Origin of the sequence: Xanthocytophaga agilis (assembly GCF_030068605.1) — a bacterium.
Taxonomy (GTDB): Bacteria; Bacteroidota; Bacteroidia; order Cytophagales; family 172606-1; genus Xanthocytophaga; species Xanthocytophaga agilis.
The window spans coordinates 44,398-70,485 of sequence record NZ_JASJOU010000013.1; the positions used below are offsets into that span (position 1 = coordinate 44,398).

Consider the following 26,088-nt stretch of genomic DNA (forward strand, 5'->3'; position numbering starts at 1 on the left):
AATAAGTATAACATAGCGTTGCTACAAATATAACTGCATAAAGGCCAGATCCAGCCATTTGTCAAATTTATATCCCACTTCTTTTAGCCGTCCTGTTTCCTGAAAGCCAAGTTTCCGATGCAGTTCACAACTGACTACGTTTTCCGCATCAATACCCGCAATCATGGTATGAAATCCTTGCTTACGGGCTCTATCTATCAACACTTCCAATAATATCTTCCCCACTCCTTTTCCCCGTGATTCTTCAGAAACGTAGATGGAATGCTCTACACTGAAACGATAGCCTTCCCAGGGTCTGAAAATACCATAACTCCCAAATCCTATTACTTTTCCATTGTAATCAGCCACCAGTACAGGCATGTTATCTACTTGTTTCTTATCAAACCAGGCTTGCTGAACATCCAGCAACCGAGGTTGATAATCATACACAGCCGTAGTATGTGCTATAGCATGGTTGATAATAGCAAGAATAGCAGGTACATCGTCCGATGTAGCATCGCGTATAGTGAGTTCCATTCTGTATGGTTTTTTAAGATCAGGATGTTTGCAGTGACCCAGTAAAACGGGTCACTGCAAAAGTATAAAACTTTTGGATGTATTGCGGATAGGTAATTCAGAGAAGTGAGACAATTGTTGCGTTGTCATTCAATTGGAAAAGTACTAATCAGGTAGCTTCAAATAATGGGAAAGCTGATTAGCTCTCATATAGGCAATCCACTTATCTTCAAACTCGTCAGGCAAGGTTAGCTCACCTCTTTGCAGATCTTGTTCATAAATTATGTTTGAAAAGGCTTGCCGACGAGTAACATAGTCATGATAAGTACTTGTATTACCATTTCCCTTGTTATAATCTAATGTATCTATAGATAACCATTGCTTTTTTTCTACCCACTCTTTCCCTTTTAAACTTGCTTTAAGCTTTAACAAAATGATGATTTCCTCTCTAATCCATATAGTAAAGTGACTTTCTGTATCCAATAACACATCACTTGCTTCAAACGTAATTACTTCAGGATCTTCACTCTCTGATTTAATAAGAGTAAATACATGAGCATAGCTCCTATACTTAATGGCAAGAAATAGATCATAGTTGATAAGATCATAATTTCTTTTATTTAATTCTTCATTTGCACTCTTACAATCACTGACAGTAAGTTTGTCTCCCTCAAATAGTATATGAGACATACTATTCCCGAAATACTGAAGCCATACTCTGTAAGCTATAGGTAAAGGTTTTCCAATGGCAGACTGAAGCAAATCAATTTGAATGCTTGAAGACCCTTCAGGGTTTGTCTCAAAATCAATAGCTATCAAATATTCACGTATTTTAAGAAAATACGCTTCGTATAATTCTCTCCTCATTCCAGATTATAATTTCACCTATAATACATAGTGAAATAAATGTTAATTCAAACGTTTAATATGATCACTTCACTATCGATGTCACACGGCCATCCTGTAAGACGGTTTCAATCTCATCCCCTTTCTGCAGTTCCTCAGAAGAAAGTATCTTCTTGCCATCCTTCAATGTAATGGAATATCCCTGGGTCAGGAAGGCTTTGGGATTTAATATCTGAAGCTGGGCTTCAAGTAAATCCAGCTGGCTTTTGTTGTTTTGCAATAAACGACTCATCTGCCACCCTAACCGTTCAGTAAAGTCATCCAAAAACTGTTCGCTTTCATTCAGTTGCTTTTGCAATAGTTCCAGAAAATAGATCTTGGTACTATCCAGTGCATTCAGTAATTCAGCCCGGTCAGGCGTGGTGAGTTCGGCAGCCGCTGTAGGTGTAGCAGCCCGAACATCGGCTACAAAATCGAGAATGGTAAAATCAGTTTCGTGTCCAATCGCTGACACTACAGGAATAGCCGAATCAAAAATGGTTCGGGCAAGACGTTCATCATTGAACCCCCACAAATCTTCCGTAGAACCCCCACCCCTGGCAATAATTATCACATCCAGATCAGGTTCTTCCTGAAGTCGCCGAAAAGCCCGGATCACAGACTCGGCGGCTAAGTCGCCCTGAACCAGAGAGGGAGACAGTATCACCTCAACACAGGGATAACGGCGTTCAAATACCCGCAACATGTCTTGTATCACCGCTCCGGTTGGCGAAGTCACTATACCTATTTTCTGAGGAAAGGCAGGCAAGGGCTTTTTATGCTCCCATTCAAACAGCCCTTCTTCTTTGAGTTTTTCTTTGAGTAATAAAAACTGTTGAAATAAGTCGCCAATTCCTGCATCCCGGATACTCGTTACCTGCATCTGGTATTGACCACGAGATACATAGACAGTCACATCACCCTCTACCACCAGTTTGGCTCCTGCTTTGAGCAAAGGTCGTATCAGTGGACTAATCTGCCCGCGAAACATCACGCAGGAAATTTGCGACTCTTCATCTTTCAGGGTAAAATAGGCATGTCCGGAAGAGTGGATTGTCAGGTTAGAGACTTCTCCTTTTACTGAAATCTGTTGTAAGTCCGGATCTTCTTCCAGAATGGCTTTAATCACATGAGTCAGGTCACTGACCGAAAGTATGTCATTCACGATGATATATCTCGAAAATAGAAATTTAGAATAAATAATTCAAAGCAAGCTTGTACTAGTAGCGACTGAGGATACTTATCACTAGTTAAGCTTCTGTCAATTCAGAATCGGAAGTGGATTTTTGTTCGGTTAAACTGCGATGAGCATTGCCCCAGTCAGACATCGCGCCCAGCATAGGTTTCATGGTATTCCCTAACTCAGTGATCTCATATTCCACTCTTGGCGGAACTTCGGCATATACTACTCTGCGCACTATCCCATCCTGCTCCAGTTCACGCAGTTGAGCCACGAGCATTCGCTCAGAAATCCCTTCTATCGATTTTTTCAACTCACTGTAACGCATAGTACCATACACCAGCCGACACAAAATGGCTGGCTTCCATCTGCCACCGATTACCCGTAAAGAAACCGCCATACCGCACGTGTCTATAATGCGTTTTTCATTCAAAGCGTTGGTTGAGTTCTCTTTTCTCATTTCTTACTTTTTTGTTAGTACCTAACAATTTGTTGCTTACTAGCAAAGGTAACGTAATGCGCTTACGTTTGTGTCATGAGTTGAAAATAAATAAAAATCATCATGAAAAAGTTAGCAAACAAAATAGCATTAGTAACTGGCGGAAGCCGTGGAATAGGGGCTGCAATTGTACGTCGTTTAGCGGCCGAAGGAGCAAGTGTAGCTTTTACATATAGTCAGTCAGCAGAGAAAGCCCAAACCATAGCCAATGAAATCAATGCTGCCGGTGGTCATGCCATCGCCATAGGAGCAGATAGTGCCCGATCAGCCGATATTATCCAGGCAGTAAGCCAAACTGTTGCTGAATTTGGAGGCCTTGATATATTGGTGAATAATGCGGGCATCTACATTGGTAAAGACTTTCACCAGCATACTATTGATGAATACGACCAGATAATGGATGTAAATGTAAAAGCGGTGTATGTAGCCACATTGGAAGCTGTAAAACACCTGAAAACCGGTGGACGAATCATCACCATAGGAAGTAACATGGCCGATAACGCTATAGGAACGCAAACCACACTCTATACGATGAGTAAATCAGCCTTACAAGGTTTTACCCGTGGACTGGCACGTGATCTAGGCCCAAAAGGGATTACTGTTACACTGGTGCAGCCCGGTCCAACCAATACGGATATGAACCCAGCAGATACTGAGCACGCCGACTATGCACGCAGCCGGATGGCTCTACCCAAGTATGGTACAGTGGAAGATGTGGCAGGCCTGGTAGCATTTTTGGCAAGCGAAGAGGGGAAACAAATCACGGGCTCATGGGTAACTATTGATGGAGGCTTTAATGCCTGATTAGTTACCAGAGATTTATCTCACACTTACAGGTAACAATATTTTCTTTATAGTCTATTTTTACCTGTAAGTGCTAGCACAAGTGGCTACTTTTGCTTTGTGCTCAACTGTATAGAATTAGAAGATCTCCGTGAAGTATGATCATATTGATCATACTTCACGGAGATCTATAGAAATTTCAATAAGGCTTTAATTAGTTGTCAGAATCTTTCTCAAAGTTTTCTTTGGCCTCTTCAAAGCCTCTGTCGAGTTCGTCTACCGCTTTTCGGATACCTGCCTTCATATCCTGCCAGGCATTTCCCGAGGATCTGCGTAATTTCTCAATATCTCTGTTTAATTCATCCCGTTTTACTTCCAGTGCTGCGATCTCTGCTTTTACTTTTCTGTCAGCCTTCTTACCCTGTCTATCAATCTTCGCTTCTAACTCGTCAATTTCATTATCCAGCTCTCTGGATTTTTTCTGCATGGTTGCCACAAACTCATCTTTGTTTTCTTCCAGTCTGTCACCAACAGAATCCGTTTTCCCTTCTATTTCATTAGCCAGATCTTTGGCATCTTCCTGAATCGCCTCTCCCGTTTCTTCTAAAGCCATTTCTGTACGTGTTTTGTCTCTGTCCTCATTACAGGAAAGCAATAATCCGGACACAAGTGTTATGCATGTAGCATATTTCAGATAAGCAACCAATGTTTTCATATCGGTATAAGGATAAGTGTATAGTGTACTATGTATGTGCTGAATACAACGTATAATACAGCAGTATGGTTACAAATGTAAAAATTCTATGCCTTTCCTCCCCATTCGTTTACTTCAAAGAGCAATTTCCACAATTTACGAACTTCTCTCTATCTGGATAGGTTATCATACTAGATAGCTTTGGGGATTTTTCTGGTATCTTATAAAGGCTAGATCCCCACTTCTATATACAAAATGCTTTATCTTATGAATGCTATACACACAGTAAGTGCTGAAATTCAAAAAAAATCCATTGATGGACGTTTGCTTGCAAAATATGCCCAGATTGAAGAAAATGATATCTTGGTTGATCTGACTAGTGATATGGATACCAATATAGTTGTTTTCAAGGATATCGTAGCTCCCTATGGCAAAGTAATCGGAATTGTACCAACAACCCTATCTGCCACAACAGATGTTACACGCCAAACAACGGGCTTTGTAAGTGTCGAATTTCGTCAGGGCAATCCAGAAGAATTGCCACTCGCTGGATCTTCTGCACATGTTGTTACCAACAGTCAGGTACTGAATCTAGCACACAACACAGAAAAAGTCTTTGCTGAAATCTTTCGCGTACTTAAACCAGGAGGTCGATCGGCTATTACAGCGATTATTCAGCATGCAGAGCTGTCTGATTATCTGGTAGCTATTGAGAAGCTGGGATTTGAAAATATACAGGTCAAGCAGCAACAGGCTGTTTCTCTTACAGATTTGACGTTGAATGGATATTTATCTGAACAGGAAATAGTGGCTATTCCAAAAGAAATAACTGATTTGCTCTATCTTACTGTCTATGCAGAAAAGCCGGGTAATGGAATGGGTGTACAGTCTTGTGTTTGTTCATAAGAGGTTTTATCTAACCTGACAGGAAGTGAATCATATGACTTCCTCCTATTGTCAATTGAAGAACGGCTCTTTTTTCCCAGTCTTTTTTTGTCCTCCTGAAAGGAACCTCCCACTACTATGGGACAGGTGTGACAAGATTGTCGGTCTTTACTTTTGAAGTGTATTTTTTCTCTCAGACACCAAACGCATCTCTATTTGCCAAAAGATCCTTTCAGGAGGACAGAGAGAGTATATTAGACAATAAAACAGACAAGAGGGAAACTAGAGAAACTCTTCTGTCTACTATATTGATCGCATCCTACTTATTACATGTTTGATTCCACTTGCGGTGACTTTCAGAATTATCTACCTTGCATTGACTCTATATCTCTTTGTCAATGAATAGATACACCGCTCTCATTTTCCTATTATTAGCTACTCCTGTATTTGGCCAGATACGACTGCCCCGACTCATTAGTGACGGACTTGTTTTACAACGGGATAAACCAGTAAAACTTTGGGGTTGGGCATCTGCGGGTGAAGCTATCACTCTTACCTTTAAAGGTAAATCCTACCCAACCAAAGCCGATCAAACGGGCAATTGGCAGCTTCAACTTCCAGCCCATTCGGCAGGTGGTCCTTTTGAGATGGTATTCAAAGGAAGCAATGAGGTGAAGATTCAGGATGTGCTGTTTGGGGATGTATGGATTTGTTCCGGACAATCGAATATGGAACTGCCCATGGAGCGGGTAAAAGAAAAGTATAGCTCGATTATTCCGACAGCAAACCAGCCAACCATCCGGCAGTTTCTGGTACCTGATAAATATGATTTCAAAAAAACGCATACAGATCTGGAATCTGGTTCCTGGGTAGCCGCTACACCACAAAATGTACTTTCTTTTTCAGCAGTAGCCTATTTTTTTGCCAGAGAACTACAAACTTATCACAATGTTCCTATTGGCTTGGTCAATTCCGCTTTAGGAGGCTCCCCCGTAGAAGCCTGGATAAGTGAAGATGCCTTAAAACCATTTCCGAAAGCGTATGAGGAATTACAAAAATTTAAAAATGACAGCCTTATTCAGGCAATTGAAGCCAGCGACAGATCCAGAACGGCTGCCTGGTATCAGTCACTCAATCAAACAGACATGGGTATTACCAGTCAACCACGCTGGACAGCCCCTGAACTAAATGACAGTGACTGGGCAGAGATGTCAATCCCTGGCTATTGGGCAGACGGGCCAATGGGAAAAAAGAATGGAGCAGTATGGTTTCGCAAAACAGTCACAATACCCTCTTCGTTTGTGGGCAAACCTGTCAAACTATGGATGGGACGCATTGTAGATCAGGATTCTGTGTTTGTCAACGGGCAGTTTGTAGGTACAACTGGCTATCAATATCCTCCCCGCCGGTATGAGATCAAACCAGGAATTCTGAAAGAAGGTCAGAATACGATTGTAGTTCGTGTCATCAACAATGCAGACCGGGGTGGGTTTATTGCTGACAAACCATACTACCTGGCAGTTGGAGCAGACACGATTGACTTGAAAGGCACCTGGAAATATAAATTGGGAACATCTATACCTCCCCTGCAAAGTCAGACATTTATCCGATGGAAGCCTGCCGGATTATACAACAACATGATAGCCCCCTTACTAAACCTCTCCATCAAAGGGGTGATCTGGTATCAGGGTGAAGCCAATGCCAGTGCACCTCAGGAATACGCCCAAACGTTTCCTGCAATGATCAAAAACTGGAGAGACAAATGGCATCAGGGCAACTTCCCCTTTCTATTCGTACAACTTGCGAATTTCATGGAAGAAAGGTCTACTCCACAGGAAAGCGACTGGGCCAAACTCAGACAATCTCAGGATCAGACGTTATCACTCCCCAATACAGGCATGGCAGTTACCATAGACCTTGGTGAGTGGAATGATATTCATCCATTAAACAAACAGGATGTCGGCAAGCGATTGGCCTTACAGGCCCGAAAAATAGCGTATGGAGAGAAAAATCTGGTAGCTTCCGGCCCCACAGCAAAACAGGCTATATTTAAACCAAATCAAGTTACAATTACTTTTCAAAATACAGGTAATGGATTACTTACCAGAAAGAATGCTAAGCTGAATGGGTTTGCTATTTCCAGCGATGGAAAAAACTTTGTATGGGCAGACGCGGAGATAAAAGGCAATACTGTGGTAGTATCTAATAAGACGATAAGCAACCCAACTATAGTTCGCTATGCATGGGCAGACAATCCGGCAACTGCCAATCTGATCAACAAAGAAGGACTGCCAGCTACTCCGTTTGAACTGAAAAAGAAATGAACACAATGTAGGCAGTCAACGTACTGTTGTATATTTTCGCAACCGTCTTTATCGTTTTATTTCATTCTATTCTTCTATCACTGTTTTATGACAGATTTATTATCTACCTCTCTGGGAAGACTTCGTGTAATCGGATTTATAGAGGGTGTATCCTTTCTTGTGATCTTATTTGTTACCATGCCATTGAAATATATATTTCATATGCCGGAAGCCAACAAAATATGTGGTATGGCTCACGGACTTCTCTTTATTGCCTATGTGATTCTGGTCATTATGGTTGCAATTGAACACCGATGGAATTTCCGAAAAACAGGACTGGCACTGGTAGCTTCTATTATTCCGTTTGGCACCTTTTGGGCTGATGCGAAGTTATTTCGCAAGGAAGACTAGTCCTGAATACAAATCATTCTTAATTTCAACTGTGCGTTTATGTCTGATTGACCTTTACCTTTATTGGTTCAGCTTTCTTCCTTTCTTTCCGTAAATTCCCTAACTTTCTTTTACTTGTGGCATGGTACTTTTTTGCTTGTCCAAAAAAGTACCCCAAAAAGGACACTTTTCTCCGATCCTTCTGCCCGCAGGCCAAGAGCCAACCTCGCGGAGAAAAGATCGCCAGCGCACCTACATCACCTGCCACGATTGAAGTCATCATAACTCTCTTTATGACATTTGTTATTACTTTCTCCATGACAGCTTTTACTCAAAATTCGAGATGATTCATGTTGGTGCATTGTAAGCGAATACCTATCATTCACTTTTCAGATTATTGAGGTATATAAAGTTACAAATACTGGTATATAGCAGACAAATAGATAGAAACACGTTGCCCATTATGCATCTTATGAAAAGACGAAAGTTTATGTATCTGACAGGAGCTGGGATTCTGGGTGGCTTATATACCTGGCAGGTTGAGCCTTTCTGGCTGGAGTTTGTAAAACTGAAAATGCCTGTCCGCAATTTACCCAATAATCTGGTTGGTAAAACCGTCATGCAGATCAGTGACATTCATATAGGCAAAAGGTTTGATCATCGTTTTGTGATTGATTCTTTTCAGAAAGCACAGGCATTTAATCCTGACTTTGTTGTATATACAGGCGACTATGTAAGCACACACAAAGACCAGGTTCTTTATCAGGAATTAAGCGAGGTACTTACACATTGTGTAAAAGGAAAACATGGTACAGTGGGCATTCTTGGTAATCACGATTATGGAAAAAACTGGTCTCAGCAAAATGTAGCTGATAACATTTCAGAAATGCTGGAACAGAATGGTGTATATGTTTTGAGGAATGCACAAACAGAAACTGCTGGTCTTACCTTTATCGGCATTGATGATTACTGGGGCCTTAACTTTCTTCCCAAACGTGCAATGAAAGAGTATGATAGCAACAAACCTACCATTGTGTTATGTCATAACCCGGATGTATGTGATCTGGATGTATGGAACAATTATGCAGGCTGGATTTTATCCGGCCATACACATGGAGGTCAATGTAAACCACCCTTTTTACCACCACCTGTCCTACCTGTAAAAAACAAAAAATATACAGCTGGTAAAATTGAACTGGGTAATGACCGAGTAGTATACATCAACAGAGCACTGGGCAACCTATGGCAGATTCGGTTTAATGTACGCCCTGAAATTACATTATTTGAACTGGAAAGAGCATAAACTAAACAACCAACCTACTAACAAAACAGCCGACTCTAGTAAAGTCGGCTGTTTTGTTAGTATATTTTCGCACCTGTCAAGGTATATTTCAGAAACTCCTATTACAATGCATTCATCTTACATGTTAATACCAAAATGTGCCTGGTCGGCTATCCATTGCTCAAGTAAGGCAAAGGCATGCTGAAAAGCTGCCGCTTCCGCATCAAGCCGAGTCTGAAAACCTTCTCCACTGAGTTCATCTACACTTTCAGAGGAAATCTGGTAGTTGCGGTTGCGGTCCTGCGCCAGATGATAGCTGTAGGTCACTTGCTTGTTCTGGAGTACTCCTGTAATGTTGACCACAATGCCTCTGTATACAAAAAAGTCGTAGAGCATATTACTATAGCGTCTGTCAACACCCCGCATGGATTCAACCATCCTGACCCGGTCGCCATCCGGATGAGCCTGTAACCAACGTAAGAAGCGATTGTAAGCTGTTACATATTGCTCTGGCATCTTCAGGAAAAGGTGATAGGCAGACCTGTAACTATTGTGATATTCATCATGAGATTGAGACAGTGGATCGGAATACGACATGGATCAAAAGGAATATATACGAACAATGAATTAAACAATAAGAGACCTTCACAAAACACATAAGAGCGTTTTTAACGCTATCACAGATTAACCGTGGGATACTTCATCGACACCTGTTTAAATGCATTAAAACGCACCTAATGCTGTTTAAAAGACTTTACAAACAATAGCCAATGCTATTTACACCAGGCCTTAAAAATACAAAACAAACACCGATCCAGCAAGCTTACTTCTGCAATCTTTAATCACTCAACTCATTCTCCGTAAGGATATTCTATTCAGCAAAAAGCCTCAAAATTAATTTCCAAAAGAACTTTTTCATACTATTTATAGAATAACCAGTATCTCAGCTATTTATAAACCCATTAGAAAACAACTAACAAAGTTACTTGCCAGGATCTTTATTTTATACTATTTTCAGTGACCTTTCCCACTAACCTATCTATTCAAAAATGGAATTTAAAATTGAACAGTTTGCAGAATCACCCAATCGACCTCAGGTATCACATAAAATATGCAAATACCTTGAGCAATTAACAATTCAAACTATTCTTATCCCAAAACGAATTATACTTAAAAGTAAGTGGAAAGTGGTATTGACGCTTTGTTTTGAAGAAGATACACTTGGTAATGTAATTGATATATTACTACCATCCATCAAAGAATATAATGAACAGGCCGAAAGTACAATCGTTTTCATTCCTTTTGGAGACATAATAAATTCAAGCAAGCCAAATGTAAAATTCGCTGAATCTGTATTTGAGGCTATTACATTATTTTTCACCAAAAAATATAAAAGTGTATCGCCAGAGGATTTGAATCAGTTACGAGATAAAATGGATTTTGAATATATAGATTCTTTCGGTTACCCAGTTCCATTTGAAGAACAACAATACATTGATGATTTGTACCTATAGGCTCAAATCATTAATATTAGCTTATAGTGACATTAGATGGGAGATAGCTCTGAAGTAAATGTTTTACCAGATAATAAACTACTTTTATGAAATTTAAAATTGAATTGTCCTCATATGACTTATATGACAGACCCAGGGTCTCTTATAAAATCAGAGAATATCTTGAGGAATTTATCGAAAAGCATATTCTGTTTCCCAAAAATATAATTGTGAATGCCAAAACGGATGTGATGTTATGTATTGTTCTTAAAAAAGAAAAAAAAGGTACAATTGAAGTATTACCTTCATCCACTATACAAGGAGTTAAATTATATACACTCTTTTTGTCTTATGCAGATATTCTTGGATCGCAGAACCTCGTCCGAGATTTTGTTGATTTGTTATATGAAGCGATCTCGATATTTTTTCGGGAAAACTATAAAAGAATAAAGAAGGAATTACTGGAAGAAGCCAAAAAACATATAGACTATGAGTATCTGGTAAATCTCCCCTATCCAGCCCCTTACGACGATCAACGATATATAAATGACACATCTGAAATGTATAAACTAGTGTATCTGGAAAATTTGGCTTTTAAGTAATCATGTTTGTACATTTTTCCATTTTATCGAACTTGTAAGTTCACCAAGCCTACAACTATCTATTTGACGTCACCAGATTACTTTTCTGAAAGACAAGATACTCCATAAAAACACCAAACAAAGTACAAGGCTAGCATATGAATGCACTAGACATACATATCAATCTTCTTATAGATTATTGGAAAAAACAAAATATTCGAATTATACCTCGAACAATAGCTGAAATCGAGGACATAGAAAAAACTAATAAAATAGTTCTTCCTGACGATTTAAAAAAACTTTATTCTAGAGTAAACGGTATGGATATTCGTTACTCCATAGACTATGATGAGCAAGGGTTCTCCTTTTATCCTATTGAAGACATTATTTCTTCTACTATGAAATTTCCAGGTCATATTCTGGCTGAGAAAAAGTCTCTATATGTATTCGCAGATTATTTGACTGCAAGTTGGTGGTATGGAGTTGAAGTAAAGGCGGATAACAAGTATACTATAGGAATCATACCACATAGAGATGAATTTAAGCCTATAACTGATTCACTATCTGAATTCATTGAACTTTACATAGCCGATTCACCTCAATTGTATGATGTATGAGCTCTCGTTAATGAACAAGATATAATCCAGATTTGTGAGATATTAATGTTATAACTGTAACCAAGACAAAAGACTGTCCATTTTTACTTCATCCTTTTCTTAAATGAGCTACTCGTGCTTGTGCTTCTGCATAGGTAAACTGGTCTTTTCTAATCTGCTCAACAAACTCATAATTTCCTCGTTTTAGCTCACCAATGCCTGAACCAACAGAGAGCAATGTATATGCATGACAGTGATTACATTTAACAACGAACCAGCTAAAATCCGGAACACCTGCTCTTTCTATTACCCATGTTTCTAATAGATTATCACATCCATCACAAGGCTGTGTTCGAAGTTGATAATTCCCGGAGGGAGCATTATCTAAAGCAAGAGAACGAGCCATATCAGCTCCATACATAAACGAATCTAATGCTAGTCCAAAATCTATATCAAGCAGATCTGCGATATAAGCAAAACAATCACAGAGGAATTCTCTTTCTTCTGTGTCATATTCCATTCTGGAGACTTTAGCAAGATTATTGATGAGAAGGTTTTGCCATTCTGCATTGGTTACAGATTGCGGATCTTTACCAAGAACCTCATCCAGGCAATCATTAATTAAAGTACTCATTGCAAGAGAAACTTCCTTAGGAGAAGGAATAAGTCCTCGCTTTTTCCATGATTCTTCCGAAAATTTGTCTTTCTGCCTATATGTCTGTAATTGAGCAATAACGTCTGGTTTCAATTGAATTTCTTTTTATAGTTATAAAGTTTGTTTTGGGTTGATTACTTACTTTTCTCCACAGCCAGAGGTCTCACCTCGTTCAGCAAGGATAACAGCATCTTTCCTGGCTCTTCCAATGGAATCAGGTGGGCGGAATTTTCAAACCAGATTCCTTTTTTGATCGGTGCTTTTACCAGTTGCAACCAGTGTTGTGTAGGCTCTGAAGGGGTTGTATAATCATGTCTGCCCATAAACATAAACACAGGAACAGGAAAGGTCTTAACAGGTTTAAAGTCGACCTTTAAGAATTCGGGCAATATTTTTTCCAGTGTAAAGAGACTTCCCTTATCAATAGATGCAATATCACTTCTCGAATAATCAGGGGAAAGATAAGGTGCATTAAAGTAATAGTCTGAGGTATTTCTGTAAGCAGACAGCCCGCCATAATATTGTGGCCACTTTCGGGCAATAATAATTCTCTCTCTTGTGATCGGCTGATTACCAGGATAGGGAGCAATAGACTGTAACTCTTTCAATGCAAGTTCATTATGCAGCCGGTTAGCTTCCTGTACAGCAAAATCGTAACTAACCCGTTCATTGTCTACAGTATTTATCACCTGCCCTACACCAACATAGGCATAAAACAGATCGGGTCTTTTCAAGGCAGCATGCATGGAGACAATTGTACCCCAACTATGTCCCATCAGAATCACCTTTTTCTTTTTGTATTTTTTTGTAACAAACTCTGCCAGTTCGATGGCATCCTTTACATACTGGCTAATGGTGATAGTCTGCCCTAGTGAGAGTGTATCATTGGAGATAAACGTTCTTCCGGATGCTCGTTGGTCATAGTTAACGACTGTAAAATACTCTTCTACAGGTCGTTGAAACATCCACATCACAGGTGACATAGGAGAAGCAGGCCCTCCATGTACAAACAACAGAATCGGATTGTCTTTATTTTGTCCACGCACATATACCCATTGTCTTACACCTCCAATATTTACCGGATAGGTTTCCTGAATGCCATTGGGAGCAACAATAGAATCCAGATCCCGGATAATAGATCTTGCTTTAAAGTAAGCATCATCCGATGGATTACCTTGTCCAAAGGAATAGATTACACTAAAAAAAACAACTGCTACTAAAAATAGTATTCTCATAATGATGATTTTGAGCATTACTTTTACATACCGTCCAAGATAGTTGTTATTTATATGATAATCCAAACCTTTATCCAGACTGAATATCTTGTATTTTATAGAAGAGCATTCCATCAACATAGCTGTCTTCTTCAAAGAAAGCTTTCCCGAAATTAGCAAGATCCTTCCTTATTATTTAAGTTCCATTTTGTCCCTTGAACCTTTTCAAAACCTGAGTATGAACCAGTTAAAATATACTTATTTGTAACCTACTCTCATTAATTACGTATAGGCACAGGTCGGATATCTTACCATTTTCCTGTGCCTGTAGAAATACTTATTTCAGAAAAGTATATTCTTTATATGTATAGTGTAAAACGGTAGATAAATTACACCTTGTTAACCCTATGAGTATCAATAAAAATTGACTACCCATGATGTTGCAATACAATAATAAAATAGTAATTTCGGCCCTGAATTTTTATACTTTCTACCAACCTGATCGTTTTTACTCATTATTTAAGTCATTGTTTCCGTATTTCACCTGATGAAACACAAGTTTTCTATTGCCAGACAGGTACTGGCTTCTCTTTTTCTTTTTACCTCTTTTTCCATTCTGTTTATAGCCTGTAGTCAATCCAAATCACAGGATAGAACTACATCAGCAGATACTACGGCTCAGGTAGCTAAAGTAGATTCGGTTGCTACAACAGATAGCAGTGCTGAAAAAGCAGTAACTTATCCCCCACTTGATACAGCGCTGTATAGCCAGAAAGTAGCCTTTCTGTCACGAGCAGATACAACTGAATACTGGCCGGTAAAAGCTCCTTATCCAAGAGCAGGTGCCATTCTTCCCTTCTCACGTATCGTGGCTTATTATGGTAACCTATACTCCAAACAAATGGGTATTCTGGGAGAATATCCTGAAGAGGAAATGCTGAGACGTCTGAAAGAAGATGTAAAGAAATGGGAAAAGGCAGATCCTGAAACCCCTGTTATTCCAGCTCTTCACTACATTGCAGTTACAGCACAGGGCTTACCTCAGAAAGATAACACCTACCGTTTACGGATGCCTCATCATCAGATAGATAGGGTAATTGAGATGGCGAAAAAAGTAAATGCCATTGTATTTCTGGATATTCAGGTAGGTTTCAGCAAGGTACAGGATGAAGTACCCAAACTGGAGAAATACCTGAGCATGCCAAATGTACACCTGGGTATCGATCCGGAGTTCTCCATGAAAGGTGAAAAACGTCCTGGTAAAGAAATTGGAACATTTGATGCAGCCGATATCAACTATGTAACAGATTATCTTGGTAAACTGGTAAAAGACAACAATATTCCTCCCAAGATTCTGGTAGTACACCGGTTTGTAAAACCCATGATTACCAACTATAAAAAGATTAAAACATCTCCGGAAGTACAGATTGTCATGCATATGGACGGATGGGGACCTCCTGCCAAGAAACGCAACTCGTACCGGATCGCCATTACACATGAACCTGTACAGTTTGCCGGATTCAAAATATTTTACGGCAATGATACCAAACGGGTAAATCAGCCTCGAGTTATGTCACCAGAAGAGATGCTGACCTTATATCCACAGCCGATTTATATTCAATATCAGTAATATATTCAAGTGCCTTTTCATCCTCTGGAAAGGCACTTTGTTTTTATAAGCCATTTCTTAGTCCCTTCATCATGTTGCACTACAGAGAAGATTATCTCCAGGTAACCTTTGTAATCTCATAGTTACATATTGAGACAGCATAGCTACTAATAGATAAATATGTAAATGCTAACTCTGTGAAAACAAACATATTTACTATCTGCGTCCTGTGGCTAAGTCAATTTGCTCATCCACAGTCACCTGTTGCTGTAGTTCCGCAGACACTGGATTCACTACAATGGTTTCTGCATACACAACCCATTGATACACTGTATGCGATTGCTATGAAAGATTGCAGTTTTCAATATATTATCAAAGGTGAATACGAACGAGCTGATTCTTTATGTCAGAAATTAGCTTCATTACGAAGTCAATTAAAAACATATGCACCACTGGAATATTGTATACCTTTTCTGAAAGGCACTATTGCACATCATAAAGGGGATCATCCTCTCACTCTTAATTATTATCTGAAAGCATGGGAAGTAATCCAGAAAAATCCTTCGAAATTTAAGGTTAAGGTAAAAATGGGAGCCTTAGGCAATCTAGCTATTGCCTACAAAAAAGTAGATAATCTGGAAATGTCTATGAAATACAGTCTGGAATCTATTCAGTTTCAGGAAAAATACAACCAAAAAAATCCAGGCGAATACCTGAATGTAGGTAATATTCTTGCTGGCTCTCAACAATATGATAGAGCAATTCCATACTATCAGAAAGCACTATCCATTGCAGCAGAGCTAAACAACCTCACAAGCCTCGCTATTACAGAAAATCAACTGGGAAATCTATATGACAACATCGACAAGGTAGATACAGCTATTTATTATTATAAAAGTGGCTTGCAGCATGCAGAACAGGTCGAATACAGATTATTACAAACTGATCTGTTGGTAAACCTGGGATTAGTATATACAGGAAAAAAACAATATAAGCTGGCAGAATCCTATCTAAAAAGAGGAGAAAAGCTGTCACGGGAACTGGAATCTCCTGGTGCATTGAGGGTTAACCTACACAATCAGGGAGAAATGTACAGGATACTACAAAAATTTGATCTGGCGGAAAGATACTATCTGGAAGCACTGGAACTAGCTAAAGAAACACAAGATCAGGATGACTTGTATACATCTAATATGGCATTAGCTGAACTGTATGTAGATACAGATAATTACAAGAAAGCGTATCCATTTTTTAAAGCCGCATCTGTTGCCAAAGATTCTATATTCCAGGCTCAGCTTAGAGGTAAAACCCAACAATTGCTGGCGAAATATGAAGCAGATAAACGCCAGCAGGAAATTGCTTTACTAAATGAAAAGAATCGTTCGCAATCACTGGAACTGGCCGTACAGCGTCGCAATGTATTTTTGCTGATTGCAGGCCTGCTGATGAGCGGCATAGTGGGAACAGTAGGGTATCGACGTTATCAGCTTCGCAAACGACTGGAAATGGAGCAAATCCGGAATCGTATTGCAGCCGATTTTCATGATGAACTGGGAGCCAATCTGAGCAGCATTGCTCTTTATAGTGATTTGTTAGTAAAAAATGCTGCCAAAGAAAAAGAACAGACTCTGCCTATTCTGGAAAATATCAGTCATCAGGCACACGGCAGTATCTCGTCTATCAATGACCTGATCTGGACTATTAAACCAGACAACGATATTCTGGAACGTACCATCGTGCGTATGAAGGAATTTGCGATTCCATTATTGGAAGCACGCAATATCCGTTGTGTTTTTCTTGCGGATGATTCGCTCTCTCAGGCACAGCTAAGTATGAACATGCGTAAGTTTCTCTATCTGATCTTTAAAGAGGCCATCAACAATGCTATTAAATATGCTCAAGCAACAGCTATTACGATCCAATTACAGGAAATTCGTGGCACTATTAGTCTGGAGATACAAGATGATGGAATAGGCTTTGATCCGGAAATAATCAAACGTGGAAATGGGTTGAATAACATGAAAACCAGGGCAAAAGAACTCGGCGGTCAACTTACTATTGATACATGTCCCGGCCAAGGTACCCGGATTACACTTTCTTTCAAGCCTTAATATATTTACCAGATACAAAACAAAAAACAGGTTTCTTCATTTATATAACATATTTTTATCCTTTCTTCGATTACAAAACACATTTTCCAAAGCCTGTTCAATTAAGTACCTACCATGAAAAATGCCCCATTGAGAGTTGCCATTGCAGAAGATAATCATTCATATAGAGAAGGACTCGTATTTATGCTTCAACTCTCTGATGATTTTGAGTGCGTGGGTAACTACTCTTCTGGCGCGGACCTGCTTAGGGACTTACCACATATTCAACCGCAGGTGATTCTGATGGATATTGAAATGCCGCACATGGATGGTATTACCTGTACACAAAAAATCAAGGCACTGCCAGCCTTTCAACATGTTCATATAGTGATACTAAGCATTTTGGAGGAGAATGACAAAGTTCTGGAAGCTATTGTAGCAGGAGCCTCAGGCTATCTGCTCAAAGGTGAAAAGCCAGAAAATATCCTGATTGCCCTCCAGCAAGTATACAATGGGGGTTCGTTTATGAGTGCCAATATTGCCCGTAAAGTACTCTCACTGATTCGTCTTTCCCACCAAATCCCTGCTGAAAAAATAGAACTGAATGAACGGGAAACTCAGGTACTCAACGGCCTGGTAGAAGGACTTAGCTACAAAATGATTGGGGATAAGTATGCCATGGCAATAGATACAGTACGAGGATATATCAAACGTATCTACGAAAAGCTACAGGTTCATTCCCGCTCAGAAGCCGTAGCCAAAGCGTTAAAAAACAAACTAGTTTAATCACCAATCTATACTCTATATTCAACTAACTTTCTGCTCTGTCAGTAATTCGAGTCTGATAGCGTTGATTTGAATCCATTTTCAATGTGATCAGAGTTCAAATCACTCTCAAAAAACATCTATATTCCGATCCTATGTCAGAGATATTCAAACTCCAGTCACATTGAAGGAATATCCGAACGCTGTTCACGTTCCTTATTGACTGAAGTTTGAATACTATAAAGCAAAAAAGGTTGATCAATTTGTTTAAGTAGAGTTACTACGATAACCAACAGCTAGTAGCCATAGTAAGAAGATCATACAATTGATCTATAAAGCCCAAACTCTAACGCCTATCCACCCATGCATCAAGAGCAGAATAGCTAGGTATGTCAGGAAGAATGCGTTAAACGCCAGTATACCTCTGATCCATGAGCTTTTTAAGTGTGTCCATTGTTTTATAAGCAATCCCAGACCTGTAAAAGCAAACAAACCAAAACAGAGGGAAGTGAAAAAGATAGTTACCGATGTCAGATTGATGGAGTTAAAGGCAATCCGGTTTGTATAGTCTGTAACAGTCGTTATCCTAAATGCGATCACACCTGATAGAACCGCCATCCCAGGTAAAAGTCCAACCAGAATCTGACTCCGGCTTACCTTTCTAACTAATACCATAACCAACCATACCAGTACCCATATCACTGATAATACGATTGCAAGTGCAGACAGACCCAGAAGAAGTTGCTGAATCAGTACTGGCAGATAGGACGTCTTCTCATAATACTGGTGCATATCAGACTGTAAAAATGGATTTCCATTTTCATCCAGTCCAACTACCACCGACGCCTGATGTTCATATTTTCGTTTGAATAACCGATCTTTAACCCATTCTACGGTGTCAGCCCTTCCCAATAAAGGCTTTATAATCAGTCCACCTTCCCATTGGGAGAGCTTTACTACTCCAATGATTCGCTGAAGAAAGTTCCACTGTTCACTTCGAACATTTATCGGTTTATAGTAACCCGGATAATCCCTTAAAACAGGTTTTGTTGGCTGTTGCACCAATGTAGCAGGCACAAAGTCGGGTAACTCCCTCGTCAGAAAGTTTTCAATCAAAACAGAAATCCGCCACATGCCTTTTCCTCCATTATTTGCAATCGCATAGCCAATCCGGTGCCGACGGTCATAATTAACTAATGACTCAAACCCATCTCCTCCTCCGGCATGCCCTCTGAAATTAGCCTTGGGATGATTATAAAATGTACTATTACCTAGAGCATAGCCAATCTGAAGTCCTTCTCTGGCTCCGGCTGTACTATGAATGGTTTCCATTGCAGACAAATACGTTGTATCCAGCCATTGCTCACCATGTATATTCCAGTCATTCAGAAAAAAACGAAGGTATTGGGTCATGTCTTCGGCACAGGAATGCAAAGCACTGGCGGCTCCATTCCCGGTTGGGACAAAAAATGGAAACGGAATGTAATGACCATCAGCAAACCGATACCCACGGGCATACCTCTTCTCCTCTTTGATTCTCAGATCAAAGTCAGAATAATGCATTCCTAATGGTTCCAGAAGTATCTTTTGAAGATAACTATCCCAAGACATACCTGAATATTTCTCAATCAGATATCCTACTATGGTGTAATTGGGATTGGCATACGAACTAACCAGTCCTGGCTTCCATCTTGCTATCAGACAGGTTTGATAAAAGTTGACGGCATCTATCCCCTTCAGATCATGGATGGATGTATTATGTATCATATTCAGATGCGTATCATCAAAACCACTGGAGTGTTCGAGCAGATGTACCAGCCGTACCGGATGAGTACTTTCCCATGGATTAGTATAAACCAATTCCGGAGCAATGTCTCTCAGTTTATCCTGTAAGTGTAATGACCCACTTTGTATGAGCCTAAGTATAGCCAGTGCTGTAAACATCTTGGTGATAGAATACAAATGAAATAATGTCTTACCATCTACCTTTTGTCCAGACTCCACAACAGACACTCCTAAACCACCTGAAAATAAAACAGAGTCTTTCGAAACAATGGATACCATCAGTCCGGGCATCTTTTCTTCCTGCATTACTTTTTCAATCTCATGAATCAACTCAGGTAGTGTTTCGGGAGAAGAATTGGACTGGGCAAACAACGAATGAACGGATATAAGAAATACCCAGAAACATACAGACAAATATCTTTTCATAGGAATAAAAGGATAACACAGGTTAGTGAGATAAACCGTTTTGCTATAACAATTGCAAGCGGAAGTCTAAATATATGATACTACATTCTGTATGGTGTTCCGTTGGATCCAACCGAACATAAGAAGAACAGATTTATCCTTTAGTCTATGAGCCTCACCACTTTCTATACCTCCAATTACACATATTGATGTCTTGAACACACTCCATACCCATTCTACCTTTGTTTCGGTAGCTGAGCAAGGATTCAACTGAACAATTCTAACTATGATTATCAACGTGTCTTTTTATCACTCATTTACCTTCAACCCGCTTCCTAGAAGCCGGTTCTCTTACTTGCACCACAAACGCGATATCAGAGTATAAAAGCGATAAATCTCACAAGGGTATGTCAATCAGGAACAGTAAGCAATCCGGCGATCCGCAGAAACTAGTCGAGGAGCTTGTTAATCTGGTAAATATGAGCCCTCCTGTCCATCTGATCTTAGGTCCTGACAGCTATAAATTGATCAAGGATAAAAAGGCTAAGAATATGGAAGAGTTTGAGACTTACAAAGAAATCACCATGTCTACCAACTTATAAGACGTTGATTTACTAATTCAAAACTTTTAACGTTTATCCAGCCAATGAAGGAACTGGCTGGTTTTATCTTTCCCAACCAACAGCTTTTCTTCAACGGGAACGGTCAGTTTCACCCATAGCTTCCTGGAAAAGTAATGTTCCACTTCTTTAATTGCACGAAAACAAATAAGGAATTGACGATTCAATCTGAAAAAGTCTTTTTCCGGCAATTGTGATGCGGTCTGATCAAGTGACTGATCAACAGGATACCATTCGTTGTCAAATGTCACTATCCGGGTTTCTTCGTTATGGACAAAGAAATATGCGATATCAGAGGTATCAATGGTTAGGTATTTGGTGCCTTTATAAACTAAAAAGCTTTTCTTGCCGTCGGTTTCCTGCGAAGCTTTGATCATTTTAGCCAGATAAGCCTCAGCAAAATTTTGGTTCTTTGTCGGCTTAGTTAACAGATCTAATTTATCGAATGCCGCTGTGATATCCGCTCCATTAAAAGGCTTTAAGATATATGCTATTCCATTTGTTTTGAAAGCCTCTAACGCGTATTCGTTGAAGGCTGTGCAAAAGATGACAGGAGCTGGCACTTTAATTTTCCCAAAGATCTCAAAAGAAAGGCCGTCGGATAATTGTATGTCCATGAAAATTAAATCAGGTACCGGATTAGTCTCTAAAAAGGCAATGGCTGAGCGAACACTTTGAACGGGGCCGCTTATTTGCACATCAGGTTTTACAGATGTAATCAATTTTATCAAAGCCCTTGCAGCTTTTAATTCGTCCTCAACGACTAAAATTTTCATAAACTGGTAATTTGACGGTGAAATATTTGCCCGAATCATTTACGATTATAGGCATTCCGGTGATATGTTGGTATCGTTGATTCACGTTTTGCAAACCCAGGTTTGTTGATGGCTCCGTTAATGATTTTACCTGTAAATTGTTTCGTATCACAATATAATCTTCATCCGAAAATATTTCGATATGTAAGGGCAGGTCAATAGCGATCACGTTGTGTTTAACTGCGTTCTCGACAAGGAGTTGAAGTACGAAAGGTGGCACAAACGATGCTTTATGGCCTGCAGTAAGTTTAACATCAATATGAATGCCTTCTTCAAACCGGGCATGGAGCAGGAAGAAAAACGAATCAAGTAGCTTCAACTCCTCTTCCATACTAACTACATCGAGTTTTTTGGTGTCGAGAGATGCCCGATAAAAGTTCGAAAGCTTGACAATAAAGTCTGACGCGTGCTCATCGCCAATATCGACCATTGATTTTAACGTATTCAGGCTGTTGAACAGGAAGTGCGGGTTAATCTGTTGCTTCAAAAGTTCGAATTGTGCAGCGAGATGATCGGACTTGATTCTTTCCAGTTCAACTGCAATAACCTGGTTGGCATAACTTTGATATAGTAAATACAGAAACAAATAAATTGTGAGATTGATCAGTATCCCTCGGAATTGATACATTAAGATCATTGATCCGAACCCATAGGATGAAAAGAACAACTGATTGATGATAACAAGAATCGCCATAAAGATTATTCCTAAAGCGAGGCTTTTCACCAGTCTCAGACCAAAAAACCTTGTGGTAATGTTCCCAATCAGCACTCTTGGCAACGTAAAAAGATTATAATACCAGACAAACAGCGAAAAGCTAAAGGCGATCAACGAATCAATGGCGACTTCTCCAAAACTGATGTTTAACCGCAGGATTTTCGGAATAGAAGCTAATACCCCCATCACGAACGCGCTTACCCAGATAACCAGTGAAGAAACTGTAAAAGACTTTCTGTTAGATGAGGTTAAATATTTACCAAGTATCATGGAGTCAAGGATGCTTCCTGTGAAATTATAAAATTGACCCTATCGCTTGCACCTAAAGTATCACTTACAGGCGTAAGCGATTTGCCAAGTAATTTCCTATAGTGAAGTTCCGTTTTTTGTTGATTGTTGCCTACCTCCAGTATTTCAACAGCTAAAAGGTCGCCGGGAATGTTGGCACCAAACCAATGCTTGTCACATTGCTGTTTCCACGTTACCAAGGTAAACTTTTCGCCCAGGCTTGGTTTTTTCAAATGTTGCATAGCAGACTGGTAAGCTATTTCATTTCCGTAAAGAAGTGATGTGGTACTATCGTGACGATTCAACATAGTAGTTATCACCTTCAAGTTTTTTCCAGATATATCAAATGTTTCCGGAATGGATGCTTTTGTATTAATCAGTTCCTCTTTTTGCTTAGTAGGTCCGCAGGAAAAAAGAAACAACACGGCTATAAATATTGTTGAATGTGATTTCATGAGTTAATTTTTAATAGGAAAAGTGAATACCAAGTCATTATCGCTCATAGGCTTATGACAGTTGATGCATTCTTGCGTAAACAGTATAGTTTTGCCGTAGGGAACAAGTTTAGGCGTTTTAAAGCGGGCAAAGCCCCACCCGTTTGTTTTGGAAAAGCGTTTGCTGTCCTTGATCATATACTCAACTTGCTTAAATGCCCCAGTCTTAACATTTCCGTCTTTATCTTCAAGTTCATCCCAAGCGGCTTTTGCGAAGATAGTTCCGTCTGGCCATGGATTGATGTTATGCGATCTTACGGCTTTTACTGCGATATCATTACCATAAATAATTCTTAGAGTACCGTTGTCAAATCGCTCGGATGTGCTGATGACCTGCCAGTTCTTGTAGTCAGGAATATAGGTAATGCCATTTAAAGACTTGGGAAGTGTCTCGTCTGAACCTGCATTAGAGTGATATTGTTTTTGCAAATCATTCAACTTTGAGGTATCACCTATATCTCTTTTAACCATTCCCTGTAAATAGTTTTTAAGAATCAACAGATCTTGTGCTGAAACATGGGAATCCTGATGAACAAAAGAGTAACTTGCTATTGGCATTGCTCCTTGCTCAATTTGGTTGACGGACTCCCAAAGTTTCGCCTTTTGATCTGGCTTAGCTAATTTATCCCACTCGGAAAAATTCAAAACCTTTCTACCGTCTTTAATGTGGTTTGACACCGTCGAATAAATTGGTTGAATCTGGTCATACCAGCGAAGATTGGTTTCATTCGAATGACAATCATAGCATGCCCGAACCAAAATACTCTTCACTTGTGGTGGTGCCGTAAAATCATGTGTAACAGGTGGATTTTGAATCTTTGGCCGGAATAGCTGCATAATCGCAAAAACCCCACCAAGGACTAAGGCCGAAATGATGATTATTTTCTTCATAAATATAAATCAGTAATTGAATGACAGTACAAAGGATAAATAAGTTTTCCAAAGAATAAAGTGTAAAACCTTAAAACTGGCGAATTGAATCTTCAATCCGGCAATTTGAAAGGTCATCTGGCTTCAATCTCAACTTAGCTTTGCGACCTGGCTGATCGTCTAGACTTTAAAATCTAGCATACTGCAACAACGCGATTTATTCATTTCCGAATTTAAACGGCAAGTTGGCCGACTTAACATCAGTTTTGCCTGTCCATCAAGTTCCATATTCTCAAGAAAGAACGGTGTAGTAAATCTATAGCAAGTAAGTTGGATTCAAATTTGGCAGTTCACTCCAGATAAACTTCTCTCATAAGCATTTACACATATTCATGTCTTGAATGCCCTTCATACCCATTCTACCTTTGTCCTATTACCTGATTAGTGTATCAGACAAAATAATTCCAAACACAATTACTCATACTATCTTTTCACTCAATGATCTTCAACCCGTTTATGAAACTATTGTCCAAAGTACTTACCCTATGTTTTACTTTTTGTCTACTCACTGCCTGCGATACTGTGGTAGAAGTATCGCCTGGCAAGGAACTGGATACTGATAAGCTGGCAGATCTGATCGAACAACGTCTCAAAGGCAATTGCGTAGGATATCAGTTTACTATTGGCTTTAAAGGAGAGAACAAAGTGATGCGGGCAGGTGGTGATGCCCGACTTGCCCCTGATGCTAATCCAAGAGCTATGTTGATTACGGATCGATATACTTTGGCGAGTGTAAGCAAAAATATCACAGCTACAGCTCTCATGCAGCTACTGGCAGCCAAAGGACTTACCCTGGATACCAAACTAGCCCCCTATCTGCCTGCTCACTGGAAGGTATCTGCTTCTTTACAAACGGTTACATTCCGGCAACTGCTTACACATACCTCGAATCTATATGATGCCCAAACAGATTACCAAACATTGAAAAATTTTGCTGATACAGCTACACGGAATTCACCTACTGGCTATCGCAATGTAAATTACGCGTTGTTACGTTTTGCTATTGTACATCTTTCTGGTAAAACAGTGACCAGCCTTCCCAACAATGCGACTTCGAGTCAGCGACAACAAGTAGAGGCTAAACAGGCACAGGAATATGGTGACAATTATGTAGCTTATTGTCAGGAAAATATCTTTGGCAAAATAGGCTCCTATCCCAATGTCAACTGCAAACAGTTACCGGATAGCGATAATCCAGGCTTATGTTATCAATTCCCCAAAGATGGTAAAAATGGAGAGCCCTGGGGTGACCTCACCACTCTGGCGGCAAGCCAGGGCTGGTATATGACATCAGCTCAACTAGCCAGTTATTTTGGCAAACTTATGTACTCAACTCAGTTGCTGCCCTCTGCCACTACAACACAAATGAGAACAGAAAATATAGGCATGTTTTCAGGTCAGACACCCAAAGGATTAGCTTGTTACTCTCACAATGGGTATTATCCAGGTCAGGGCTATGGAAACAAAGGGGAATTAAATACTATCATAATTGGGTATGACAATGGTATACAGATTGCACTTATCATCAATTCCCAATACAGTAATCCAGCCTTTAATAATAACTATACGCTGGCTCTTCATGATGCTATAGATACCTGGAATAAATAAATGGCATCACTATAACATAATTTTAACAG

General features: G+C 39.6%; 26 protein-coding genes. 13 read left to right on the forward strand and 13 right to left on the reverse strand.

Going from position 1 to position 26,088, the window contains the following annotated elements; all coding sequences use genetic code 11:
• Positions 1-21: 21 nt before the first annotated feature.
• The 4 genes from QNI22_RS28980 to QNI22_RS28995 all read right to left on the reverse strand — a co-directional run bounded on the left by QNI22_RS28980 (position 22) and on the right by QNI22_RS28995 (position 3,020).
• A complete protein-coding gene (locus QNI22_RS28980; protein ID WP_314516374.1) occupies positions 22-516 on the reverse strand; it encodes a GNAT family N-acetyltransferase in 495 nt (164 codons plus the stop codon).
• Between the two features lie 144 nt (positions 517-660).
• On the reverse strand, positions 661-1,362 hold the full coding sequence (locus QNI22_RS28985) for a hypothetical protein (protein WP_314516376.1): 702 nt from the start codon (positions 1,360-1,362) through the stop codon (positions 661-663).
• Positions 1,363-1,426: 64 nt separating this feature from the next.
• A complete protein-coding gene (gene xseA / locus QNI22_RS28990) occupies positions 1,427-2,545 on the reverse strand; it encodes an exodeoxyribonuclease VII large subunit (protein ID WP_314516379.1) in 1,119 nt (372 codons plus the stop codon).
• 85 nt (positions 2,546-2,630) lie between these two features.
• On the reverse strand, positions 2,631-3,020 hold the full coding sequence (locus QNI22_RS28995) for a winged helix-turn-helix transcriptional regulator (protein ID WP_313987066.1): 390 nt from the start codon (positions 3,018-3,020) through the stop codon (positions 2,631-2,633).
• 102 nt (positions 3,021-3,122) lie between these two features.
• On the opposite strand from QNI22_RS28995, the gene QNI22_RS29000 reads away from it, so the two are divergent.
• Entirely contained in the window at positions 3,123-3,863 is a 741-nt protein-coding gene (locus QNI22_RS29000; protein ID WP_314516384.1) for an SDR family NAD(P)-dependent oxidoreductase, read from the forward strand.
• A 193-nt stretch (positions 3,864-4,056) separates the two neighbouring features.
• On the opposite strand, the gene QNI22_RS29005 is transcribed toward QNI22_RS29000, so the two are convergent.
• Entirely contained in the window at positions 4,057-4,557 is a 501-nt protein-coding gene (locus QNI22_RS29005; protein ID WP_314516390.1) for a sll1863 family stress response protein, read from the reverse strand.
• 234 nt (positions 4,558-4,791) lie between these two features.
• Here QNI22_RS29005 and QNI22_RS29010 point away from each other — a divergent pair, with 234 nt between their 5' ends.
• From QNI22_RS29010 to QNI22_RS29025, 4 genes are all read left to right on the forward strand, one after another.
• Complete coding sequence (locus QNI22_RS29010; protein ID WP_314516392.1) at positions 4,792-5,442, forward strand: methyltransferase domain-containing protein; 651 nt, start codon at positions 4,792-4,794, stop codon at positions 5,440-5,442.
• 377 nt (positions 5,443-5,819) lie between these two features.
• On the forward strand, positions 5,820-7,745 hold the full coding sequence (locus tag QNI22_RS29015) for a sialate O-acetylesterase (protein WP_314516394.1): 1,926 nt from the start codon (positions 5,820-5,822) through the stop codon (positions 7,743-7,745).
• Positions 7,746-7,832: 87 nt separating this feature from the next.
• On the forward strand, positions 7,833-8,135 hold the full coding sequence (locus QNI22_RS29020) for a DUF3817 domain-containing protein (RefSeq protein WP_314003895.1): 303 nt from the start codon (positions 7,833-7,835) through the stop codon (positions 8,133-8,135).
• 451 nt (positions 8,136-8,586) lie between these two features.
• Positions 8,587-9,417: a metallophosphoesterase gene (locus QNI22_RS29025; RefSeq protein WP_314516396.1), complete on the forward strand. Its 831-nt coding sequence runs from the start codon at positions 8,587-8,589 to the stop codon at positions 9,415-9,417.
• Positions 9,418-9,534: 117 nt separating this feature from the next.
• Here QNI22_RS29025 and QNI22_RS29030 read toward each other — a convergent pair whose 3' ends face one another.
• Positions 9,535-9,993 carry a hypothetical protein gene (locus QNI22_RS29030; RefSeq protein WP_314516397.1) on the reverse strand — a complete coding sequence of 153 codons (459 nt, stop codon included), beginning with the start codon at positions 9,991-9,993 and terminating at the stop codon, positions 9,535-9,537.
• 452 nt (positions 9,994-10,445) lie between these two features.
• Between QNI22_RS29030 and QNI22_RS29035 the strand changes: the two genes are divergently transcribed.
• From QNI22_RS29035 to QNI22_RS29045, 3 genes are all read left to right on the forward strand, one after another.
• Positions 10,446-10,910, forward strand: a complete 465-nt coding sequence (locus tag QNI22_RS29035; RefSeq protein ID WP_314516399.1) for a hypothetical protein — start codon at positions 10,446-10,448, stop codon at positions 10,908-10,910.
• 86 nt (positions 10,911-10,996) lie between these two features.
• Complete coding sequence (locus QNI22_RS29040) at positions 10,997-11,491, forward strand: hypothetical protein (protein ID WP_314516401.1); 495 nt, start codon at positions 10,997-10,999, stop codon at positions 11,489-11,491.
• 137 nt (positions 11,492-11,628) lie between these two features.
• Complete coding sequence (locus QNI22_RS29045; RefSeq protein WP_314516402.1) at positions 11,629-12,087, forward strand: SMI1/KNR4 family protein; 459 nt, start codon at positions 11,629-11,631, stop codon at positions 12,085-12,087.
• Positions 12,088-12,175: 88 nt separating this feature from the next.
• On the opposite strand, the gene QNI22_RS29050 is transcribed toward QNI22_RS29045, so the two are convergent.
• Both QNI22_RS29050 and QNI22_RS29055 read right to left on the reverse strand, forming a co-directional pair.
• Positions 12,176-12,814 carry a DUF4844 domain-containing protein gene (locus tag QNI22_RS29050; protein WP_314516405.1) on the reverse strand — a complete coding sequence of 213 codons (639 nt, stop codon included), beginning with the start codon at positions 12,812-12,814 and terminating at the stop codon, positions 12,176-12,178.
• A gap of 41 nt (positions 12,815-12,855) precedes the next feature.
• Positions 12,856-14,076, reverse strand: coding sequence for an alpha/beta hydrolase (locus tag QNI22_RS29055; RefSeq protein WP_314516644.1), 1,221 nt, complete (start codon positions 14,074-14,076; stop codon positions 12,856-12,858).
• A 406-nt stretch (positions 14,077-14,482) separates the two neighbouring features.
• Between QNI22_RS29055 and QNI22_RS29060 the strand changes: the two genes are divergently transcribed.
• The 3 genes from QNI22_RS29060 to QNI22_RS29070 all read left to right on the forward strand — a co-directional run bounded on the left by QNI22_RS29060 (position 14,483) and on the right by QNI22_RS29070 (position 18,420).
• Positions 14,483-15,565: a hypothetical protein gene (locus QNI22_RS29060; protein ID WP_314516407.1), complete on the forward strand. Its 1,083-nt coding sequence runs from the start codon at positions 14,483-14,485 to the stop codon at positions 15,563-15,565.
• 176 nt (positions 15,566-15,741) lie between these two features.
• Positions 15,742-17,655 carry an ATP-binding protein gene (locus tag QNI22_RS29065; protein WP_314516409.1) on the forward strand — a complete coding sequence of 638 codons (1,914 nt, stop codon included), beginning with the start codon at positions 15,742-15,744 and terminating at the stop codon, positions 17,653-17,655.
• 114 nt (positions 17,656-17,769) lie between these two features.
• Positions 17,770-18,420: a response regulator gene (locus QNI22_RS29070; protein ID WP_314516410.1), complete on the forward strand. Its 651-nt coding sequence runs from the start codon at positions 17,770-17,772 to the stop codon at positions 18,418-18,420.
• A gap of 309 nt (positions 18,421-18,729) precedes the next feature.
• On the opposite strand, the gene QNI22_RS29075 is transcribed toward QNI22_RS29070, so the two are convergent.
• Complete coding sequence (locus QNI22_RS29075) at positions 18,730-20,610, reverse strand: serine hydrolase domain-containing protein (RefSeq protein ID WP_314516413.1); 1,881 nt, start codon at positions 20,608-20,610, stop codon at positions 18,730-18,732.
• A 386-nt stretch (positions 20,611-20,996) separates the two neighbouring features.
• Between QNI22_RS29075 and QNI22_RS29080 the strand changes: the two genes are divergently transcribed.
• Complete coding sequence (locus QNI22_RS29080) at positions 20,997-21,191, forward strand: Rossmann-fold NAD(P)-binding domain-containing protein (protein WP_314516414.1); 195 nt, start codon at positions 20,997-20,999, stop codon at positions 21,189-21,191.
• Positions 21,192-21,217: 26 nt separating this feature from the next.
• Here the strand turns inward: QNI22_RS29080 and QNI22_RS29085 are convergent, their stop codons facing one another.
• From QNI22_RS29085 to QNI22_RS29100, 4 genes are read right to left on the reverse strand one after another with little or no spacing between them, the layout of a single operon-like run.
• Complete coding sequence (locus QNI22_RS29085; protein WP_314516416.1) at positions 21,218-21,985, reverse strand: LytR/AlgR family response regulator transcription factor; 768 nt, start codon at positions 21,983-21,985, stop codon at positions 21,218-21,220.
• Positions 21,966-23,009 (reverse strand): sensor histidine kinase, encoded by a 1,044-nt coding sequence (locus QNI22_RS29090; RefSeq protein ID WP_314516417.1) that lies wholly within the window; start codon positions 23,007-23,009, stop codon positions 21,966-21,968. Before QNI22_RS29090 ends, QNI22_RS29085 begins: the two co-directional genes overlap by 20 nt.
• The gene (locus QNI22_RS29095) at positions 23,006-23,482 is read right to left on the reverse strand and encodes a hypothetical protein (protein WP_314516420.1); all 477 of its coding nucleotides are present in this window, start codon (positions 23,480-23,482) and stop codon (positions 23,006-23,008) included. The genes QNI22_RS29090 and QNI22_RS29095 overlap by 4 nt, the downstream gene beginning before the upstream one ends.
• A 3-nt stretch (positions 23,483-23,485) precedes the next feature.
• Positions 23,486-24,412, reverse strand: a complete 927-nt coding sequence (locus QNI22_RS29100; protein ID WP_314516422.1) for a heme-binding domain-containing protein — start codon at positions 24,410-24,412, stop codon at positions 23,486-23,488.
• Between the two features lie 495 nt (positions 24,413-24,907).
• On the opposite strand from QNI22_RS29100, the gene QNI22_RS29105 reads away from it, so the two are divergent.
• Positions 24,908-26,059, forward strand: a complete 1,152-nt coding sequence (locus tag QNI22_RS29105; RefSeq protein ID WP_314516424.1) for a serine hydrolase domain-containing protein — start codon at positions 24,908-24,910, stop codon at positions 26,057-26,059.
• Positions 26,060-26,088 lie beyond the last annotated feature (29 nt).

Coding starts and splice junctions, on each gene's coding strand:
- QNI22_RS28980 (WP_314516374.1), bottom strand. CDS start 516: ATGGAACTCACTATACGCGATGCTACATCGGACGATGTACCTGCTATT.
- QNI22_RS28985 (WP_314516376.1), bottom strand. CDS start 1,362: ATGAGGAGAGAATTATACGAAGCGTATTTTCTTAAAATACGTGAATAT.
- QNI22_RS28995 (WP_313987066.1), bottom strand. CDS start 3,020: ATGAGAAAAGAGAACTCAACCAACGCTTTGAATGAAAAACGCATTATA.
- QNI22_RS29000 (WP_314516384.1), top strand. CDS start 3,123: ATGAAAAAGTTAGCAAACAAAATAGCATTAGTAACTGGCGGAAGCCGT.
- QNI22_RS29005 (WP_314516390.1), bottom strand. CDS start 4,557: ATGAAAACATTGGTTGCTTATCTGAAATATGCTACATGCATAACACTT.
- QNI22_RS29010 (WP_314516392.1), top strand. CDS start 4,792: ATGCTTTATCTTATGAATGCTATACACACAGTAAGTGCTGAAATTCAA.
- QNI22_RS29015 (WP_314516394.1), top strand. CDS start 5,820: ATGAATAGATACACCGCTCTCATTTTCCTATTATTAGCTACTCCTGTA.
- QNI22_RS29020 (WP_314003895.1), top strand. CDS start 7,833: ATGACAGATTTATTATCTACCTCTCTGGGAAGACTTCGTGTAATCGGA.
- QNI22_RS29025 (WP_314516396.1), top strand. CDS start 8,587: ATGAAAAGACGAAAGTTTATGTATCTGACAGGAGCTGGGATTCTGGGT.
- QNI22_RS29030 (WP_314516397.1), bottom strand. CDS start 9,993: ATGTCGTATTCCGATCCACTGTCTCAATCTCATGATGAATATCACAAT.
- QNI22_RS29035 (WP_314516399.1), top strand. CDS start 10,446: ATGGAATTTAAAATTGAACAGTTTGCAGAATCACCCAATCGACCTCAG.
- QNI22_RS29040 (WP_314516401.1), top strand. CDS start 10,997: ATGAAATTTAAAATTGAATTGTCCTCATATGACTTATATGACAGACCC.
- QNI22_RS29045 (WP_314516402.1), top strand. CDS start 11,629: ATGAATGCACTAGACATACATATCAATCTTCTTATAGATTATTGGAAA.
- QNI22_RS29055 (WP_314516644.1), bottom strand. CDS start 14,076: ATGTTGATGGAATGCTCTTCTATAAAATACAAGATATTCAGTCTGGAT.
- QNI22_RS29060 (WP_314516407.1), top strand. CDS start 14,483: ATGAAACACAAGTTTTCTATTGCCAGACAGGTACTGGCTTCTCTTTTT.
- QNI22_RS29070 (WP_314516410.1), top strand. CDS start 17,770: ATGAAAAATGCCCCATTGAGAGTTGCCATTGCAGAAGATAATCATTCA.
- QNI22_RS29075 (WP_314516413.1), bottom strand. CDS start 20,610: ATGAAAAGATATTTGTCTGTATGTTTCTGGGTATTTCTTATATCCGTT.
- QNI22_RS29080 (WP_314516414.1), top strand. CDS start 20,997: ATGTCAATCAGGAACAGTAAGCAATCCGGCGATCCGCAGAAACTAGTC.
- QNI22_RS29085 (WP_314516416.1), bottom strand. CDS start 21,985: ATGAAAATTTTAGTCGTTGAGGACGAATTAAAAGCTGCAAGGGCTTTG.
- QNI22_RS29090 (WP_314516417.1), bottom strand. CDS start 23,009: ATGATACTTGGTAAATATTTAACCTCATCTAACAGAAAGTCTTTTACA.
- QNI22_RS29095 (WP_314516420.1), bottom strand. CDS start 23,482: ATGAAATCACATTCAACAATATTTATAGCCGTGTTGTTTCTTTTTTCC.
- QNI22_RS29100 (WP_314516422.1), bottom strand. CDS start 24,412: ATGAAGAAAATAATCATCATTTCGGCCTTAGTCCTTGGTGGGGTTTTT.
- QNI22_RS29105 (WP_314516424.1), top strand. CDS start 24,908: ATGAAACTATTGTCCAAAGTACTTACCCTATGTTTTACTTTTTGTCTA.